General features: G+C 66.8%; 12 protein-coding genes. 5 read left to right on the forward strand and 7 right to left on the reverse strand.

The genetic code is table 11. From position 1 onward, the window contains the following. Window positions 1–4: 4 nt before the first annotated feature. The 3 genes from DCM80_RS30575 to DCM80_RS30585 form a co-directional block, all read right to left on the reverse strand. Window positions 5–1,288, reverse strand: coding sequence for a cytochrome P450 (locus DCM80_RS30575; RefSeq protein ID WP_257195063.1), 1,284 nt, complete (start codon window positions 1,286–1,288; stop codon window positions 5–7). Then, window positions 1,285–4,395, reverse strand: a complete 3,111-nt coding sequence (locus DCM80_RS30580; RefSeq protein WP_257195065.1) for an adenylate/guanylate cyclase domain-containing protein — start codon at window positions 4,393–4,395, stop codon at window positions 1,285–1,287. The genes DCM80_RS30575 and DCM80_RS30580 overlap by 4 nt, the downstream gene beginning before the upstream one ends. Before the next feature lie 589 nt (window positions 4,396–4,984). After that, complete coding sequence (locus DCM80_RS30585; RefSeq protein ID WP_257195066.1) at window positions 4,985–6,334, reverse strand: Nramp family divalent metal transporter; 1,350 nt, start codon at window positions 6,332–6,334, stop codon at window positions 4,985–4,987. 167 nt (window positions 6,335–6,501) lie between these two features. On the opposite strand from DCM80_RS30585, the gene DCM80_RS30590 reads away from it, so the two are divergent. Next, window positions 6,502–7,746, forward strand: coding sequence for an MFS transporter (locus DCM80_RS30590; protein ID WP_257195067.1), 1,245 nt, complete (start codon window positions 6,502–6,504; stop codon window positions 7,744–7,746). 106 nt (window positions 7,747–7,852) lie between these two features. On the opposite strand, the gene DCM80_RS30595 is transcribed toward DCM80_RS30590, so the two are convergent. Then, the gene (locus DCM80_RS30595) at window positions 7,853–9,112 is read right to left on the reverse strand and encodes an adenylate/guanylate cyclase domain-containing protein (protein WP_257195068.1); all 1,260 of its coding nucleotides are present in this window, start codon (window positions 9,110–9,112) and stop codon (window positions 7,853–7,855) included. 168 nt (window positions 9,113–9,280) lie between these two features. On the opposite strand from DCM80_RS30595, the gene DCM80_RS30600 reads away from it, so the two are divergent. Further along, on the forward strand, window positions 9,281–10,438 hold the full coding sequence (locus tag DCM80_RS30600; RefSeq protein WP_257195069.1) for an MFS transporter: 1,158 nt from the start codon (window positions 9,281–9,283) through the stop codon (window positions 10,436–10,438). A gap of 195 nt (window positions 10,439–10,633) precedes the next feature. Here DCM80_RS30600 and dmeF read toward each other — a convergent pair whose 3' ends face one another. After that, a complete protein-coding gene (gene dmeF, locus DCM80_RS30605) occupies window positions 10,634–11,614 on the reverse strand; it encodes a CDF family Co(II)/Ni(II) efflux transporter DmeF (RefSeq protein ID WP_257195070.1) in 981 nt (326 codons plus the stop codon). A gap of 197 nt (window positions 11,615–11,811) precedes the next feature. On the opposite strand from dmeF, the gene DCM80_RS30610 reads away from it, so the two are divergent. Next, complete coding sequence (locus DCM80_RS30610; protein WP_257195071.1) at window positions 11,812–12,630, forward strand: chromate resistance protein ChrB domain-containing protein; 819 nt, start codon at window positions 11,812–11,814, stop codon at window positions 12,628–12,630. Beyond that, on the forward strand, window positions 12,630–14,012 hold the full coding sequence (chrA, locus tag DCM80_RS30615; RefSeq protein ID WP_257195072.1) for a chromate efflux transporter: 1,383 nt from the start codon (window positions 12,630–12,632) through the stop codon (window positions 14,010–14,012). The genes DCM80_RS30610 and chrA overlap by 1 nt, the downstream gene beginning before the upstream one ends. 66 nt (window positions 14,013–14,078) lie before the next feature. Here the strand turns inward: chrA and DCM80_RS30620 are convergent, their stop codons facing one another. Beyond that, the gene (locus DCM80_RS30620) at window positions 14,079–14,969 is read right to left on the reverse strand and encodes an AraC family transcriptional regulator (protein ID WP_257195073.1); all 891 of its coding nucleotides are present in this window, start codon (window positions 14,967–14,969) and stop codon (window positions 14,079–14,081) included. Between the two features lie 210 nt (window positions 14,970–15,179). Here DCM80_RS30620 and DCM80_RS30625 point away from each other — a divergent pair, with 210 nt between their 5' ends. Continuing rightward, entirely contained in the window at window positions 15,180–15,935 is a 756-nt protein-coding gene (locus DCM80_RS30625) for an SDR family NAD(P)-dependent oxidoreductase (RefSeq protein ID WP_257195074.1), read from the forward strand. Window positions 15,936–16,839: 904 nt separating this feature from the next. Here DCM80_RS30625 and DCM80_RS30630 read toward each other — a convergent pair. Continuing rightward, entirely contained in the window at window positions 16,840–18,384 is a 1,545-nt protein-coding gene (locus DCM80_RS30630; RefSeq protein WP_257195075.1) for a GMC family oxidoreductase, read from the reverse strand. Window positions 18,385–18,658: the final 274 nt, after the last annotated feature.

An 18,658-nucleotide genomic window follows, 5' to 3' on the forward strand; every position in this document is an offset into this window, starting at 1 on the left:
TCACTCAGGTGGTACGCATGCGCATGCGCAGCATCAGCGGCCCGTCATAGGCGATGGCCTTGCCTTCGCCGCGCGCCAGTTGCAGCCGCGGCAGGGTGAGCAGGCCGATCAGCGAGCTGGTCAGGATCTCCACCGCGTGATCCCGCGCGGGACATTGGCGGTAGCCATATCCGAACATGAGATACCGCAAGGCATCGTGCTCGCCCCAATCGCGATTCGGGCAGAAGCGGCCGCTCTGGGGAACAGCGCTGGGATCGAACAGCGCGGCGATCGACAGCAGCGAGACCTTGCCGCCGCCCGGGCATCCGGCGTTGTACCGCGCTCCGGTCATCATTTCGGTGTCGCGCGGCACGTCGCGCGCCAGCAGCGGAAAGATCGGCCGAAAGCGCATCAGCTCGAGCACATGGTTGCGCACGATCGTGCGGAACTCGGGATCGGTCCAGACGCCGGGCTCGCCGAGCTTGCCGGCCTTCGATCGCAGCTCCTCGTAGACCTTGGTTCGTCCCAGCAGCTCCTGGACAGCGAGGGCTCCAGATTGAACGGTGACCGGATGCGAGATCCAGGCAAGGCCGACCGCATTCCGTTCAATGTCCTCGGAGGCGCTCTTGACGCCCCAGGCGGCGCCGATCGGGCCGCTCACGCGATCGATCCGCGCCTGCAGCGCATCCCCGCAGGCCTCCGCCCGTCGCCGAAGATCGAGCGTCGCCAGGCTGCCAGCCAGCAGCTGCCCCGCGACATAGCGGATTTCGAGCATGTACTGCCGTTGCAGGCCTTCGTCGACATCGCCTCGTGCGGCGTCGGTCGCCGACCCCGCCACCACCGCACCCGTGGCCGCGCCGAACAGCGGCCGCATGGCGTGGAAGACGACCCACATCAGGTAGTCTTCGATCAGGTCGAATTCGCCCCCGCGCCCGCTCAGAGCCTTGATCCGTCGCTGCGCCTCGGCATCGGAATCGGCGGGAACGTCCAGCGCCGCCAACCGCGCATGGACCAGATCGCGATCGGCCGAATAGGTCGGGCCGGGATCCATCCCGATGAGATAGTCCCCGGACACCATGTTGGCGGCATGCGCCGTGTTGGAGAAGCTGCGCGTACGCGTCAGCACGTCCCTGACGGCACTGGCGCGGGCCGCAAGGCCAAGCCGGCCTCCGACCGACGGCCAGAGTCGCAGCAGTGAGCCGAATGCACGCAAGACGGTCGTGTGGCGGTTGAGCCAGCAGAACAGGCTATAGGAGAGACGGCGCGCTCCCGGCGGCAACGCGTCGGGTTCATAGGTCGAGAGCTTCATGCTGCATACCCGTCCTTCCGCCAATCTGCGAGGACCGCGGCGGCCTGTCTTTGATAGTAGGGCATGCCAAGACGGTCCGCCGCCTCGGCGGCTCGTTTGAAATTGGCTTCGGCGCCGGCCAGATCGCCCGCGTGCCGCAAGGTTTCCGCCAGCTCGTACAGCGCTTCGGTCTGGTGACCGTATTCCTCTGCCGTCTCCTCGACGGCCTTGCGACCGACCGCGATCGCATCGTCGAGCCGACCGAGCTTGCGATAGGCGACGCCCAGGCTCACGCGCATGAACGTCCTGCCGTAGGGTCCGGCCGCCTCGTAGATGCGATCGGCGAACCCGTTCTCCAGCATCGTCGCCGCCTCGGCGGCCTTGCCGTTGCGCGCAAGCGCGCTACCGAGAACGCCCGTGCAAACCGAAAGCATGGTCGGGACGTTGTGCGTCATGCATTGCTGCACGCCGGCCCGCATCAAGGTCTCGGCTGGATCGAGCTCCCCGCCCTCGATCCAAATCTGCGACTGGACGGTGTCGATCAGCAGCCGGGAATAGGGATGGTTGATGTTCGACAGGATCTCGTAGGCCTTGGCACAGAACATGTGGGCGGTTGCACTGTCGCCCAGTCGCCAGAGCGTGCTGGCATGGAACGCATAGAGATTGACGATGGGAATGGCGGCCCATCCGGATTGGACGACATGCGCCGACAGTTCCGGTCCGTAGTCGGAGAGCAGAACATGGCCTTCCACGGCGGCCTCTGCATACCGACCGAGAGCGTGGAGGTGCATCAGGCGGGTTTGATGCGCCGCCATCATCATGTGGCGGCGCTGCGCCAGGCGGGCCGCCTCCAGACCCTGTGAGGCATACCGCAGGCCCTGCTCGAAGCGTCCGCGCATCCACAGGAACACCGCCGTCTCGGTCGACACCGCCGCTCGTGCGCGCTGATCGTTCAGCTGCACCGCGATGGCTTCCGCACGCTCCATGTTGCGGAAGATGTCGTCGATCTGGCCGAGAGCCAGCATCGCCCCGATCGCTTCCAGCCGAAGCGCGAGCTCCAGGGTTTGCGCGATCGAGGCGTCATCGACACGGCGGGCTGCATGAAGTCCCTTCTCGAACGATTGAAGGGCCTCCTGATTGGCCGAGCGCGAGATGGCACGGGCCATCGACTTGACGGTGAATCTCGCCGCCTGCTCCCATTCCTCCCCTTTGAAGGCATGGTGTGCCAGCGCCGGCGCGACATCCGCTTCAGCCGCCCATGGCCGCGCATGCAGCGCCAGGAAGGCCTGCCGGTGCAGCGCCTTCAGCCGCGCGCGCGTGAGAGCGGCGAGCACGACGTCGCGCACCAATGCGTGGCGAAACGCGAACGCGTGCTGCTCGAGCGAACCGCGTGCCTGATCCGGCCCCGCCAGCAACCCGGACGCAACGCACAGACCCAGCAATTCTTCGGCTCGCCCCGGGTCCACGGCCTGCATCGCGGCGATCAGTTCGCGCGTGATGGGGTCGCCAAGGATCGCCGCGGCCTCGAGCGCGGATTTGGCGGCGTCGGGCAGCCTGTCGACGCGCGCACTGATCACCGCCGCGATGGAGCCCGGCACGCGCAGCTCTCCGGGCGGCCGCTGCAGACGGTATGCACCCGGCGTTCCCTCGAGCGATCCGTCGTCGATCAGCGTAATGACCAACTGCTCCAGGAAGAAGGGATTGCCGTCGGCGCGCGCGACCAATTCGTTCATGATGCCGAGCACGGACAGATCATCCCCCAGCAGGGCGCGCGCGAGCCTGAGCATCTCGCCGTCGCGGAGAGGCTCGATCATCCGCTCTGCAAACCACGGCGCCTCGCGCCACTGATGGTCGAAATCGGGTCGATAGCTGACGCAGACCAGGATCGGCCATCCCTGGAGCTTTGGAAGCAGGGCCTCGAACAGCCGCCGGCTCTCGCGGTCGGCCAGGAAAACGTCCTCGAGCACGAGCACGAACGGGCCCGCCTGGGCGCGTCTGCGCACGAGCCACAGCAATGCCTCGCCGATGCGACGCCGCCGCTGGACCGGGTTCAGCGCCAGCCAGGCCTGGTCCGGCGCCGCAAGATCCAGCAAGTCATTGATCGCCGCGAGATGTGCGGCGCCTTCCGGGGCCCATTCGGCGACCAGGGTGCGCCCAATGGACTGGGCATCCGTCATGCCTGTTTGCGGCAATCTGGCCAGGCTCGCGATCAGGTCCGCGGCGGTGCTGTAGGCGCGCGCGCTCGCATAGCCTCTCGCCTGCGAAAGGCAGACGTCGATGCCCTGACCTGCAAGCGCGGCGATCCAGTCGGCGATCAAGCGGGACTTGCCGATGCCGGCATCGCCGCACAGCCCGATCGTTCGCATCGCGCCGGTTCGAACGATGTCGAGATCCCCGGCCAGCATCCGCAAGGACTCCTCGCGGCCGACCAGGGGCGCCCAGCGCTGCTTGCGCGTCAGCGGCGCCGCCGCCGAGCTTTCGGTGGCGACCACGACCTCATGGAGTTCGACCGGATCGTCCAGCCCTCGAACCGAGCGCAGCCCGACCGGCCGCGTGTCGATCTGCTGCGCGACGAGGCGCTGCGTCGCGGCACTGATCAGAATGCCGCCGGGCGGGGCCATCTTTTCGAGCCGCGATGCAAGGTGAATCGTCTTGCCGTCCGCACCGTAGTGCGACCAGCCGTATTGTCCGACGACGCCGACCAGGACCTCGCCGGAATTGATGCCGATGCGCAGCGTCGGGCTGGCCACGCCCTGAACCGCGTGGCCGGGAATGGTTGCCCGCTGCATCTTGAGGGCGGCAAGGCACGCCCGCAGCGCGTGATCCTCCTGCGCCAACGGCGCGCCGAACAAGGCGACGAGCCCGTCGCCGAGCAACTGGCTCACCGTGCCGCCATAGGTCCCGACCGCCTCGGCCAGATGGTTGAGGGTCCTGCCGAGATAATTGCGGGATTCCTCGGGGTCGGAGTGCTGGAGCAGGGCTGTCGAGTCGCATACGTCGACGAAGAGAACGCTGACCTGCTTGTTCTCAGTCAGCATCTGTGACCGAACCGCGGTGTAATCGTGCAGCGGGACAACCCGCGGCTCGCGGTCAGGTGTGCTGGCGACTGGAACGGAGGGCTGCTCCAAGGCACGATCGACGGCACGATCGAGGCGCGCGCCGCATTGAGAGCAGAAGCGATGCTCGCGAGAAACACGGGCCGAACATGCGGGACACTTGGTCACGGCTGTACTCACTCATCAATGACTTCAACGCAGCAATCAACGCATACTGGCCTGATCATCGTCCCTCACCGGACGTGAACCCGCGCAGTCAAAATCAATCCGTCAAGCCAATGGCCTCGCCACCGGCTCCGCGCGCCGAGATCGCGCACAACCCTTAGACGTAACCGGAGAAGATGCGATCGGCGCACTTACTCCGGCGCGGGACCGCCGATTATCCCGCCGGGAAAGAAATCAATCCTGAAAAACGCAATGTCATAATAGGGCCCATGAGCAGTCTACGAGCAGTCTTCGGCCTATCAGCAATTGAAGGTAGTATAACCTCTTCGCACCAATTGAAAAGCCGTACTTCGCGAGTTCGCGGCAAAAGCCGCCGCACGGTGCGGAACTCGGAAAAGGGCTCAGCTTAGTGCGCCCATAACGGATATGGCCGGGCTCGCGCGGGAACCAGCTCCTCGCAGGGCCTCCGCATCAAAGCAGCGGGCCGTCCCTGCGCTCATCCAAAGAACGTATCGAACAACAGCTTCAGGTTCAGGACCACGATCACGCCCGCGACGATCCAGGCGATCGCTGCGACCGATCGCGGTATCGCGAACTTGCCCATCTTGCGCCGGTCGGAAACGAAGCGGACCAGCGGGATGACGGCGAAGGGCAACTGCATCGACAGCACGACCTGGCTGAACACCAGCAGATCCGCCGTGCCGCGCTCGCCATAGATCGCGGTGACGACGATCACGGGGACGATGGCGATGCCGCGCGTGAGCAGGCGGCGCGCCCAGTTCGGCAGGCGCAGATCGAGAAAGCCTTCCATCACGATCTGGCCGGCGAGCGTCGCCGTCACCGTCGAGTTCAGGCCGGAGGCGAGCAGCGCCACCGCGAACAGCGTCGAGGCGATGCCGAGGCCCAGCAGCGGCGACAACAGCTCGAATGCCTGCCCGATCTCGGCGACATCCGAATGGCCGCTCTTGTGGAAGGTCGCAGCGGCGACGACGAGGATTGCGGCGTTGATGAACAGCGCCAGCATCAGGGCAATGGTCGAATCCGTCGTCGCCCATTTGATCGCCTCGCGGCGGCCCTCGTCGTTGCGCTCATAGGCGCGCGTCTGCACGATCGAGGAGTGCAGATAGAGATTGTGCGGCATCACGGTCGCGCCGATGATGCCGATCGCGATGTAGAGCATTTCGGGGTTGGTGAAGATCTCGCTCTTCGGCATGAAGCCGCGCAGCACCTCGGCGACCGGCGGCGCCGCGGCTGCGATCTGGACCGCGAAGCAGACCGCGATCACCGCCAGCAGCGCGATGACGAAGGCTTCGAGGAAACGGAAGCCGCGGTTCATCAGCAGCAGCAGCAGGAAGGCATCGAGCGCGGCGAGCAGTGCGCCGCCGACCAGGGGAATGCCGAACAGGAGCTTCAGCGCGATCGCGGTGCCGATGACCTCGGCGAGATCGCAGGCGATGATCGCAGCCTCGCAGGCGATCCAGAGCAGGAAGTTCACCGCCGGCGAATAGGTAGCGCGGCAGGCCTGGGCGAGGTCGCGGTCGGTGACGATGCCGAGCCGCGCCGCAAGCGATTGCAGCAGGATCGCCATCAGGTTCGAGAGCAGGATGACCGAGAGCAGCGTGTAGCCGAACTTCGATCCGCCGGCGAGGTCGGTCGCCCAGTTGCCGGGGTCCATGTAGCCGACCGAGACGAGATAGCCCGGGCCGACGAAGGCGAGCAGCCGTCGCCACCAGCGGCCGGCGGCCGGAAGGGCGATGGTGGCGTTGACCTCGGCGAGGCTCTTGGTGACGGGCGCATCAGCGCGCCAGCCGGCGGTGTCGGTCAAATCAGGCGATCGGGCATCCATTCGGCGAGAATACCGTAATCGAAGCTTATTGCAACTCATTTGCAACTGCATCTGGTGGCATGGGCTCTCGGACTGGCTGTCATCTGCCCTCCTTGTCGGGAAGCGGGTGGGTTTGGCGGCCCCCGCGCCGAATACTGGCGCCAACCCGACTGTGCAGGACATGAGCCATGTCAAACCCGCCTCGCCTCCCCGACACCTTCGGCCGCCTCGCCTGGTCCAACCTCGCGGCGCAGTCGGCCGAACAGATCGCCCTGGCGGCCGCCCCCATCGTCGCGGTGCTCACGCTCGGGGTCGCGGAAGGCCAGACCGGCCTGTTGCAGACCGCGCTGACCCTGCCCTTCGTGCTGTTCGCCATTCCCGCCGGCCTGCTCGCCGACCGCATCTCGCGCCGCTCGCTGATGGCCGGAGCCGAGGCGGTGCGGGCCGTGGCGCTCGCGGTCATCGTGCTGCTGCTGGCGCTCGGCGCGCTCAATCTGCCGCTGCTGGCGTTGCTCGGCTTCGCGGCGGTGTGCGGCACCGTGGTCTACAGCGTGGCCGCGCCGGCGCTGGTGCCCTCGCTGGTGAGCGCGGAGCTGTTGCCGGCAGCCAATGCGCGGATCGAGCTGGCGCGCACCGTCGCCTTCGCCAGCGGGCCCGCGCTCGGCGGCGCGCTGGTGGGCTGGTGGGGTGCGAGCCCGGCCTTCGGCTTCGCCGCGGCGCTGTCGGCGCTCGCGGTGGTGCTGCTATCCGGCATCTTCGAACCGGCCCGCGCGCCGGCGCCGCGCCGTCATCCGTTGCAGGACATCCGCGAAGGCGCCGCATTCGTGTTTCACCATCCGCTGCTGCGGCCGGTGTTCATCACCCAGTTCATTTTCAACACCGGCTGGTTCCTGCAGATCGCCGTGTTCGTGCCCTATGCCGTGCGCCATCTCGGCCTCACCGCCGCGGGCGTCGGCACGGTGCTGACGATGTACGGCGTCGGCATGGTGATCGGCGCGCTGCTCGCCACCCGCGTGATGCGGCGCATCGCCTTCGGCACCGTGGTCGGCCTCGGCCCGGTCACCGGCCTCGTTGCCGCGGTCGTGATGGCGTTGACGGTGCTGGTCCCCTCGCCCTGGCTCGCGGCCTTGAGCTTCTTCCTGCTCGGCGTCGGGCCGATCCTGTGGGTGATCTCGACCACGACGTTGCGCCAGTCGGTGACGCCGCCGCGCCTGCTCGGACGCGTCTCCGCCATCAACATCATGAGCTACGGCGCCCGCCCGCTCGGTTCAGTGCTGGGCGCGGTGGTCGGCGGGCTCTGGAGCGCGGAAGCATGCCTCTATCTGGCGGCCGCCGTGTTCGGCGTGCAGGCCCTTGTGATCTGGCTCTCGCCCGCCGTGGCGCTCGACCGTCAGCCGGACATGGTGGGGGATGAAGTCGCGGCGCGGTGCTAGCCCCCACCGTCATTGCGAGAAGCGCAGCGACGAAGCAATCCAGAATCCCACCGCGGAGACAGTCTGGATTGCTTCGCTGCGCTCGCAATGACGGAGCAAGCGAAGCCTAATTCGCCAGATAGCGCTCGTAGCTTCCCGTCACCGGCTCGCTTGCATCGACCTCGGGATCGAGGGTGTAGAGATCCTGCGCACGGCCGATGCCGCGCAGCGCATAGCGGCCGGTGGAGACGAGATAGCGGCGACCGGCGGCATCGAGACCCTGGTAGAACTCGGACGACGCCAGCAGCTCGCGGTCGACCGAGCGGCTCATCGCAGCGATGCGGCTGACCTCGTTCACGGTCGGGCCGACCACGGTGAAATCGAGCCGGTCCTCGCTGCCGATATTGCCGTAGAAGACCTGGCCGACATGCAGGCCGATATAGGCTGACGTGGTCGGTCGCCCCTCCGCTGCGCGGCGGGCATTGAGCGCCGCGATGTTCTTGCGGAACAGGTGCTCGGCGCGCAGCGCCGCCCGCCGCGCATCCGCCATGTCCTCGCCCCAGAACATGGCAAGCACGCCGTCGCCGATCAGCTTGAGCACGTCGCCGCCGGCCTCGTGGATGGCGTCGATCACGGCCTGCGCATAGTCGTTGAGGAACGGGATGATCTCGTCGGGTCCGATGCTCTCGCTGATCCCGGTCGAGCCGCGCAGATCCGAGTACCAGAGCACGGCATTGATGCGCTCGGTGACGCCGCGCGAGATGCGCCCGCGCAGCACCTGCTCGGAGGCGTCGCGGCCGAGATAGACCCGGCCGAGCGTGCGCACGATGTCGACCTGTTGCGCCGACTTGATCGCGAGACCGAGCACGGGCACGAGATCGCGCAGCGCGGCAAGCTCGGCCTCGGTGAATCCGTCGTCGCGCCGCGTAGTCCAGGAGGAGTAGAGGCAGTCCATCTGCCCGAGCGCTCCGCTCTCGCCGAAGCGGTGCACGAAAGCCAGGAAATGCCGGTGGCCGCCTTCGGCGAGGTCGTCGATCTGCGAAAAATCCAGCGACGGCGCCTCGGCGAGATCGATCACCATCTCGTCCTCGCCATGCTCGAGCAAATGGTAGAACACCGAGCGGCGCCAGTTCTTGGCCGCGTCACCCTCCGCCGTCGAGCCGTATTCGACGACGTCGCTCTCGTTGCTCGGCGTATCGCTCCAGCGGAAGGCGCGGCCCTCATAGATCGGATGCAGCGTGTCGATGATCACGAGACCGCGCGACAGGTCGAGCCCTTCATCGCAGCAGCGCTCGCAGAAGCCGCGCAGCAGGTCCTGTTCGGGCAGGCCCGTGAGCCCCTGGCTGGCGATCCAGTTTATCAAGGAAAGGCGGGAAGCTGGTTGCATGCGCTATTATGGCGTGCATTCGTGACGGACGAAAGGCGCAAAGCCGCACACGCAAGGCTCCCGTCCCGCGCAGGTCGAATATGCCGAGGCTGCGGTTGACGCCCTCGCCGCACGGGAGCAAATGCCGACGATGATGATTTTGTCGGCCAGAATCGGAAGCACGCGCCGATGAGCCAGCGGCAGCTTCCGATCATCCTGGCGCTGGGCACCACGCAGACCCTGGCCTGGGCCTCGAGCTATTACCTGCCGGCGCTGATCGCCGATCCCATGGCGCGCGACCTCGGCGTCTCCTCCAACTGGATCTTCGGCGCGTTCTCGGCCTCGCTGGTGATCTCGGCGATGCTCGGCCCGCGCATCGGGCGGCAGATCGATCTCGTCGGCGGCCGCCAGGTGCTGTCGGCCTCGAACCTGACCATTGCCGCCGGTCTCGTTCTGCTCGGGCTCTCGCACTCGGTCGCGGTGATGGCGATCGCCTGGCTCGTGCTCGGCATCGGCATGGCGATGGGGCTTTACGACGCCGCCTTCGCCGCGCTGGGGCGCATCTACGGCACCGAGGCGCGCAGGCCGATCACCGGCATCACGCTGATGGCGGGCTTTGCGTCCACCGTCGGCTGGCCGCTCACCGCCTGGGGCCTTGCCCATATCGGCTGGCGCGAGACCTGCTTCGCCTGGGCTGCCGCCAACATCCTGATCGGACTGCCGCTCAATTTCTTCATGCTGCCGGCGATCAAGGGCGCCAAGCAGGCGGCGGCCACGGCCGAGAAACCGCATTTGCCGCTCGACCGCACCATGCTCCTGCTCGCCTTCATCTTCGCGGCGGTCTGGACCGTCACCGGCGCCATGGCCGCGCATTTCCCCCGCATCCTGGAGGCGACGGGCGCAACGCCGGCCGAGGCGATCGCGGCCGGCGCCCTGATCGGCCCGGCGCAAGTCGGCGCACGCATGTTGGAGGCCGGCTTCCTCAGCCGCTTCCATCCGCTGTGGTCGACGCGGCTCGCCAGCCTGACCCATCCGATCGGCGCAGTGATCGTGGCGATCTTCGGCGGCGCCGCGGCGAGCGCGTTCGCGCTGTTCCACGGCTCGGGCAACGGCATCCTGACGATCGCGCGCGGCACCCTGCCGCTGTCGATCTTCGGCCCGAAGGATTTCGGCTACCGTCTCGGCATCATCGGCGCCCCGGCACGCATGGCCCAGGCGGTGGCGCCGCTGGCCTTCGGCCTCTTGATCGATCTCATGGGCGCCAAGGTGCTGATCGTCTCCTCCGCGCTCAGCCTCTCGGCGCTGGCCGCGCTGTTCCTGATCCGCACGAGACCGCTCAAGGACTGAAGCAGCCTTCTCCGCGGCGCATCCTTCGAGACGCCCGCCATTGGCGGGCCCTCAGGATGAGGGCGGAGTGCGCGGCGACAGTCTCGAAGCGCACCGACGCAGTTCAGCCTCATCGAGGAGACCGCGCAGCGGTCGTCTCGAAGGACGAGGCGCTTGCTCCGGCCTCGCCGCGGAGCGTATGCGATCGCCCCCAGATCAATGCGGGCAGGTCTCGACCTCCACCGTGACGTGGCTGAGGCCCTTCAGCCCGGCGAGCCGCCGCTTGTAGACCGCCGGCTGCTGCGGCTTGTCCGACACCACCGAGAGCAGCACGGCACAATGGCCGGGACCGACCTGCCACAGATGCAGATCGGTGACGCGGTCGTCGCCGATCTCCATGCGCGCGCGGATCACCCGCTCCAGCTTCTCGTCGGCGCGCACGTCGAGCAGCACCGCACCCGATGACTTGATCAGGCCGAACGCCCAAGCCCCGATCACCACGCTGCCGATCAGGCCTACGGCCGGATCGGCCCAGACCCATCCCGAAACCATGGCGACCGCCAGCGCGGCGATCGCCAGCACCGAGGTCGCGGCATCGGTCACGACATGGACATAGGCCGCACGCAGATTGTTGTCGTGATGATGGTGGTGATGGCCATGGTGATGGTGATCGTGGTCATGATCGTCGTGATCGTCATGGGCGTGGGCGTGGCCGTGCTCGTGGCCGTGATGGTGATCATGGCTGCCGCGCAGCAGCCAGGCGCTGGCGAGGTTGACGCCGAGGCCGAGGACGGCCACCGCCATCGCCTCGCCATAGACGATCGGCACCGGATTGATCAGCCGCAGCACGCTCTCATAGGTGATCTCGACCGCGATCAGGCCCAGGATGACCGCGCTGGCGAAGGCGGCGAGATCGCCGAACTTGCCGGTGCCGAAGGTGAAATGCGCATTGCCCAGATGCCGGCGCGCGAAGCGGTAGGCAAAGGCGGCGATGCCGAGCGCGGCCGCATGCGTGCCCATGTGCCAGCCGTCGGCGAGCAGCGCCATCGATCCGAACAACGAGCCCGCGACGATCTCGCCGACCATCATGACCAGCGTCAGCACCACCACGAGCCAGGTGCGCCGCTCGTTGGCGTCGTGCTGCTCGCCCAGGAAGGCGTGGTCATGGGTCCATTGTTCGATGGAATGGGAATGCATCGAAATCTCCGGAAGATTCAGCTCTGTCGGCGCGCAAATATAGACGGCGGGCACCAATTTTCTAAGGTCCAATCGTCCCTGCGGTTGACAGTGCTTCTTAGTTTCGATGTAATCTGCGTCATGGGGATTTGAGCGATCTCCCCACGAGGCGACAAGCCCAAGCATCGCGTCCCGTTGGTTTCTTGCGAGGACGCAACATGTCTAGCTTCACGACCATATCATCCGATAAATTGGCGCGCCTGATCGGCACGGCCAACACTCCTGTCCTGATCGACGTCCGCACCGAGGAGGATTTTGCCGCCGACCGCCGGCTGATCCCCGGCTCGATCAAGCTCAGCCACGAGACCGTCGCGGAATGGGGCGGCGACTTTGCCGGCCGCTCCGCCATCGTCTCCTGCCTGCGCGGCGCCAAGCTGGCGCAAGGCACAGCCGCCTGGCTGAGACAGCTCGGCGCCGACGCCGAAACCCTCGAAGACGGCTTCGAGGGCTGGAAAGCGGCCAAGCTGCCGCTGGTCGACGCTCGCAAGCTGCCGCCGCGCGACGCCAGGGGGCGCACCGTCTGGGTGACGCGGGCGCGGCCGAAGGTCGACCGCATCGCCTGCCCCTGGCTGATCCGCCGCTTCGTCGATCCCAGCGCGGTGTTCCTCTATGTCGCCCCCTCCGAGGTGGTCGCCGTTGGCGAGCGCTTCAATGCGGCGCCGTTCGACATCGAGAACGTGTTCTGGAGCCACCGCGGCGAGCTCTGCACCTTCGACGTCATGATCGAGGAGTTCGGCATCGCCACCCCGGCCCTGCTCCGGCTGGCGACGCTGGTGCGCGGCGCCGACACCGCACGGCCGGATCTGGCGCCGGAGGCACCCGGCCTGCTCGCGGCCTCGCTCGGGCTGTCGCGGATGTATGACGACGACCTCGCCCAGCTCGAGGCCGGCATGTTGCTGTATGATGCCTTCTACCGCTGGTGTCGCGATGCCACGGCCGAGACCCACAACTGGCCGACCAACAAGGTGAAGGCTTGATGGACATCCGCAACGTTCAAGCAGGAGCTGATGCCGGTCACGGCATCAGCTTCAACGAAGCCTTCCGCGTCTGGCTTCGCGTCGCCTGTCTGAGCTTCGGCGGGCCCGCGGGCCAGATCGCGGTGATGCACCGCATCCTGGTCGAGGAGAAGAAGTGGATCTCCGAGGGCCGCTTCCTGCATGCGCTGAATTATTGCATGCTGCTGCCGGGCCCGGAGGCGCAGCAGCTCGCGACCTATGTCGGCTGGCTGATGCATCGCACCGCCGGCGGGCTGATGGCGGGCGGGCTGTTCATCCTGCCCGGCATCATCGCCATCATGGGCCTCAGCTACATCTATGCGGCCTTCGGCAATGTCAGCTTCGTCGAGGCGCTGTTCTTCGGCCTCAAGGCCGCCGTGCTCGCCATCGTGGTCGAGGCCGTGGTTCGCGTCGGCAGGCGCGCGCTGAAGAACCGCATCATGATCGCGCTCGCAGCCCTCGCCTTCGTCGCAATCTTCTTCTTCGCGGTGCCCTTCCCGATCATCATCATCGCCGCGGGCCTGATCGGCTATGCCGGCGCGCGCAGCGGCCGGCCGGAATTTGCGCCGGCAGGTCACGGCCCTGGCGGCAGCGCCGCGATCGACAGCATGCTCGGCGAGGCCGTGCCCGACCACGTCAAGCCCGATATCGCGCGCGCGATCCGCGTCGCCACGTTGTGGCTGGCGCTCTGGCTGGTGCCGGTCATCGCGCTGCTCGTGCTGCTCGGGCACGACAACGTCTTCAGCCAGATCGCGCTGTTCTTCTCGAAAATGTCGCTGGTCACCTTCGGCGGCGCCTATGCGGTGCTGGCCTACGTCGCCCAGCAGGCGGTCGATCATTATCACTGGCTGAAGCCGCATGAGATGCTGGACGGGCTCGGCATGGCCGAGACCACGCCGGGCCCGCTGATCATGGTGCTGCAGTTCGTCGGCTTCATGGCGGCCTATCGCGACCCCAGCGGACTGTCGCCGATGCTGGCGGCCACGCTCGGCGGCCTGCTCGCGACCTGGGTCACCTTCACACCCTGCTTCCTCTGGATCTTCGTCGGCGCCCCCTATATCGAGCGCCTGCGCGGCAACATTGGCCTTGCCGGCGCGCTCAGCGCGATCACCGCCGCCGTGGTCGGCGTGATCCTCAACCTCTCGATCTGGTTCGCCCTGCACACGCTGTTTCGCGAGACGGTGCCGGTGCAGGCGTTTCCGCTGAACTTCGACAGGCCGGTGCTGACGAGCGTCGACATCCCCGCGCTGGTGCTGGCGATCGCGGCGGCGACGGCGATCTTCCGGTTCAAGCTGGGGATGCTGACGGTGCTGGCGGGAAGCTGCGCGGCCGGCGTGGCGCTGCGGCTGGCGGGGGTGATTTAGGAAGAGGAGATCGCCGCTACGCCATCCGGCCTTGCGCGCCCCGGCTGGCGATCGCCCGGCTCGGCTTCAGGCTGCGGTCTCCAACTGACCAAGCGCGGCCTTGATGTCCCTGGCAGGCGGCAGCCCGAACAAGCGCCCGTATTCCCTGGTGAATTGCGAGACGCTTTCGTAACCCACGCCGAAGGCCGCGCTGCTCACGTCGGAGCCCTCCGACAACATCATCCGACGCGCCTCGATGAGCCGCAGCTGCTTCTGAAATTGCAGGGGACTGAGCGATGTCATCGCGCGGAAGTGCTGGTGAAACGAGGACGGACTCATGGCAGCCGCTTCGGCCAGGCGTTCGACCCTCAGAGGCTTCGCGTATTCGGATCGAATGATCGCGACGGCGCGCGCGATGCGTTGCGCATGGCTGTCGGGGACCCCGAGAGCCCTGATCGCCGCGCCGTGTCGCCCCGCCAGCAGCCAATAGTGGATTTCGCGAACGAACTGGGATTGCAGAACCGGCAGGGATGACGGGCGCTCGAGCAGCCGCATCAAGCGCAGCGCGGCATCGGCAACCTCGGATTCGGTCGGATCGACCCGCACGTGAATGCCTTGCTGCTCGGGAGCAAGGTTCATCTCCACGATCAGGCTTGCGATCACCGCCGGGTCGAGCTCGACGACCAGGGACAAATATGGGGCCTTGGCGCTGGCGCGGGTAATCTGGCTGACGGTCGGCACATCCGCCGAGATCAGGAGCGACTCCCCGGCGCCGAAATCGAAGCTGTGCGCTCCCATCGTGACGCGCTTGCGACCCTGCAGGACGAGCGCGACGAGCGGCCGGTTGATCGCGTATTGGAGCTGGCCCGGCGTCAGCGCCCGGATGGCCGTAAGGCCCGGGATCGGCGTCCTGGCCGCGCCATTCTGGTCTGAATGCAGATCCGCATAGCGGCGAACCGTTTCGAGCAAGGTCGTCATTCCGCGAATTTATACCAACCGCGGGCTCCGGCAACATGGCCGGCCTGCTCCAACTTTGGGCATTGTGATTTGATCGTTCGACGCAGCGCCGGCGCGGCCTGAGCGATGCTTCCGGACCTTCGGAGGAATAGGCAAGAAGGCTCAAGGATCCGGCAACGCGAATGCCGCGGTGCGTGCCACCTTCGCCGTGTCAAACGAAGGAGACATCACATGGCTAAAATTGCAATCGTCACCGGTGCGAGCCGCGGCCTTGGCCGCAACATGGCCGTCAACATCGCGCGCAAGGGCAGCGATGTCATCATCACGTACCGGAGCCGTGCGGACCTCGCGGAGAGTGCCGTTTCCGAGATCAAGGCGCTGGGACGCCGGGCCGCGGCCTTCCAATTGGACAGCGCCGACGTCGCCGAATTTCCCGCCTTCGCACGAAGATTGGCCCAGACGCTGAAGGAGACATTTGGCCGCGAGAGCTTCGACTATCTCGTGCACAATGCCGGCGACGGCCTCTTCGCCCCGCTCGCCGAGACCACCGAGGCGCAGTTCGATCAGCAGATGAATCTGCATGTCAAAGGCGTATTCTTCCTCACCCAGGCCTTGTTGCCGCTGATGGCGGACGGTGGCTCGATCGTCACCATCGGCAGCGGCTTGACGCGTGTCACCTATCCGGGCTTCGCCGTCTACACCATGGCGAAAGCCGCCGCCGACATGATGGCGGTGTGCATGGCCAGGGAGCTTGGGCCGCGTGGCATCCGCGTCAACAGCGTTGCGCCCGGCGCGATCGAAACCGACTTTGGCGGCGGCCTGGTGCGTGACAATGCCGACGTGAACAAGCAATTCGCCGCCATGACTGCGCTGGGCCGCGTCGGCGTCCCCGATGATATCGGCCCGATGGTCGCGAGCCTGCTGAGCGAGGACAATCGTTGGGTGACGGGGCAACGGATCGAAGTCTCGGGCGGCCAGACGATCTGAACGCCATTGGCTCACGGACATGCAAAGCCGCTGCAAGCGCTTGCGGCGGTCTTTGCGGGCCGGGCTGTCACGTTCGCGTGCCCGTCGGGCAAAACAGCCCGGTCAGTTTGACCAAGCCGCCTGTCAAGCCCCGTCGCGCAAAATATTCCACTTTACCGAATTTCGGATTTGTCGTACAAGCAAAACACCCTGGCCCGAGACGAGGGGCGGATCGCGATCGTCACGAACCGCGGGCCGGGCAGCGATGGACGCGACGGCGTCGGCGCGAGCGCGCATTGCAGGGCGGGACACCGTGAGCAATGGCTTGCCGCGCATACGACACGGCGCTGACAGCGTCTTCGCATGGCTCCGGGGGCGAGCACACGCCACCCCTCGGATCGACATGCGAGGACGTGCGCGGACGGAGAAGTCGTGTGGTCCCGGCGCCCGGGGTTCTGGCGTCAAACCTTGCCGTGATGTGGCGGCCGACCGGTACGCGCATCGATCAGCGGCGAGGCGACGGGGGCAATAGTGCAACGCTCCCCGAGGAGAGCACGAAGGACACCGTTAAAACCATTCGCGCAGGGAAGGCCGGGCGACCGGCAACACCTGTGGGTCCACCCCGTGTGCATCTTTTATCGCGCACGGATCTCGGGTGCCGCCGGCGCCCGGCCTTCCCTGCGCCCTTGTCTTTGTCGAGGGCGTGCGAGACGCAAAACTCGGGCGACATGCGCCGCGAGAAGGCGGTAGTGTGTCTGCTGTATGAAATGAGAATTCAAGAGCGACGGTCCCGCCCCTTGTTCCGTCATTGCGAGCGCAGCGAAGCAATCCAGGACTGCCTCCGCGGAAAGACCCTGGATTGCTTCGCTGCGCTCGCAATGACGCGGAGGGAGCGGCGAACACCGCCACCATCGTCTTTGTCGCACTACCTCATCATCATCCGCGCGATCGCTTCTCCGATCACCACCGTGGTGAAATGCGTGTTGGCGCGGCAGTCGGACGGCATGATTGAGGCGTCGGCGACGCGCAGGCCGGAAATGCCCTTCACCGTGCCATCAGGATTGACCACGCCATCGGGATCATCGACGCCGCTCATGCGGCAGCTGCCGGCGGCGTGCTGGATGTCGCCGGTCTCACGGCGCAGCACCGCGTCGAGCTCGCGGTCCGGCAGGCTGGCGGCCTGCGGCAGCGTCAGGTCGGTGTCGGCGAGCCGGATCCAGTCGGCGATGCCGGACAGCGCCGGTTGCGACGTGATCACCGCGAGGCGCCTCACCGCATCCATCATGCGCAGCATGTCGCGGGGGTCGGCCAGCATGTTCTCCTCGACGACAGGATCGATCGCGGCATCGGGCGAGGCCAATCTGAGCGTGCCGCGGGAATACGCGTTGAACAGCCCGGCGCCGATCGCGCCCGGCACGCCGATGCCGCGATGATTGAAGGCGATCAGGATCATGTCGCGCTTGCCGCCGGCGGCGAGGCCCGAGGAATAGGTCACGCAGCAATTGGTATGGCGGGTGTCCGGATCGGTCGGCCGTAACTCCTCGCGGAGCTGGATCGTGGCGCGAAACAGCGGGTGATCGAAGAAGTGGCGGCCGACGGGCAGGTCACGCGCGACCACAATGCCCATCGCCTTCAACTCCTCGGCCGGCCCGATGCCCGAACGCAGCAGGATCGCCGGGCTGTGGATGGCGCCGGCGCACAGTACGATCTGCCGCGCCGCGATCTCGTGGCTGCCCTGCCCCTCGCTATGAACGCGAACGCCGGTGGCGCGGCCCTCGCTGATCAGCACGCGATCGACCAGCGCATGGCCGCGAATCTCCAGATTGGCGCGGCCGCGCGCCGGCTCGAGATAACCCTCATTGGTGCTGATGCGGCGCAAGTTGCGGCTGTTGATGGGATAGCAGGCGACCCCCTCACCGTCTGGGCCGTTGAGGTCGGCACACCAGGGATAGCCGCTCGCCAGTGCCGCATCGCGCAAGCCGCGATCGATCGGTCCCCACGTGTCCAGCGGCGCGCGATAGACCGGCAGCGGCCCGCCGCTTCCGTGGCCCGCGGCATCGCCAAACTCCAGGTCGTCCTCGATCACGGAGAACAGCGGCATCACCTCCCTGGCCGACCAGCCGGTGCAGCCATTGGCGGCCCATTCGTCGAAGGCGTCCGCAACGCCTCGGATCGCGATCTGGCCGTTCATCATCGACGAGCCGCCGAGCCCCTTGCCACGCCAGTAGAAGCGCGGCTCCTGCCCCGCCACCCGGCGCGACAGCAGATCAGGCCATTGCCATTTCTCCTGGTACTCGCGCTTGTGGATGATCGGGATCGGGTTCGGCGTCCTCACCTCCCACGGTGCCTCGTCCGCGCGCCAGTCGCGGCCCGCCTCGAGCAACAGGACGCGCCGCGCGGGATCCTCCGACAGCCGCGCCGCAACCGCCGCACCGGCGGAGCCGCCGCCGACAACAATGACATCGTACATCGCGCTACTTCTCGACCTTCCAGAACACCGGCGTCGTGGACCGTATCAGACGTCGCAGAGCGGCGGAATGCGAATTGGAGAGTGGCGCTCTCACCTCCCGTCATTGCGAGCGCAGGGAAGCAATCCAGACTGCCGCCGCGGAAAGACTCTGGATTGCTTCGCTGCGCTCGCAATGACGATGGAAGACAGGTGCACAACAACACACGCTCGTGCCCCGGACGCAGCGCTATCCCGGCGATGCGAAGCATCGTCCGGTCAGCGGTGCGCTGCAGAG

Origin of the sequence: Bradyrhizobium sp. WBOS08 (genome assembly GCF_024585125.1) — a bacterium.
In the GTDB taxonomy this organism is placed as follows: domain Bacteria; phylum Pseudomonadota; class Alphaproteobacteria; order Rhizobiales; family Xanthobacteraceae; genus Bradyrhizobium; species Bradyrhizobium japonicum_B.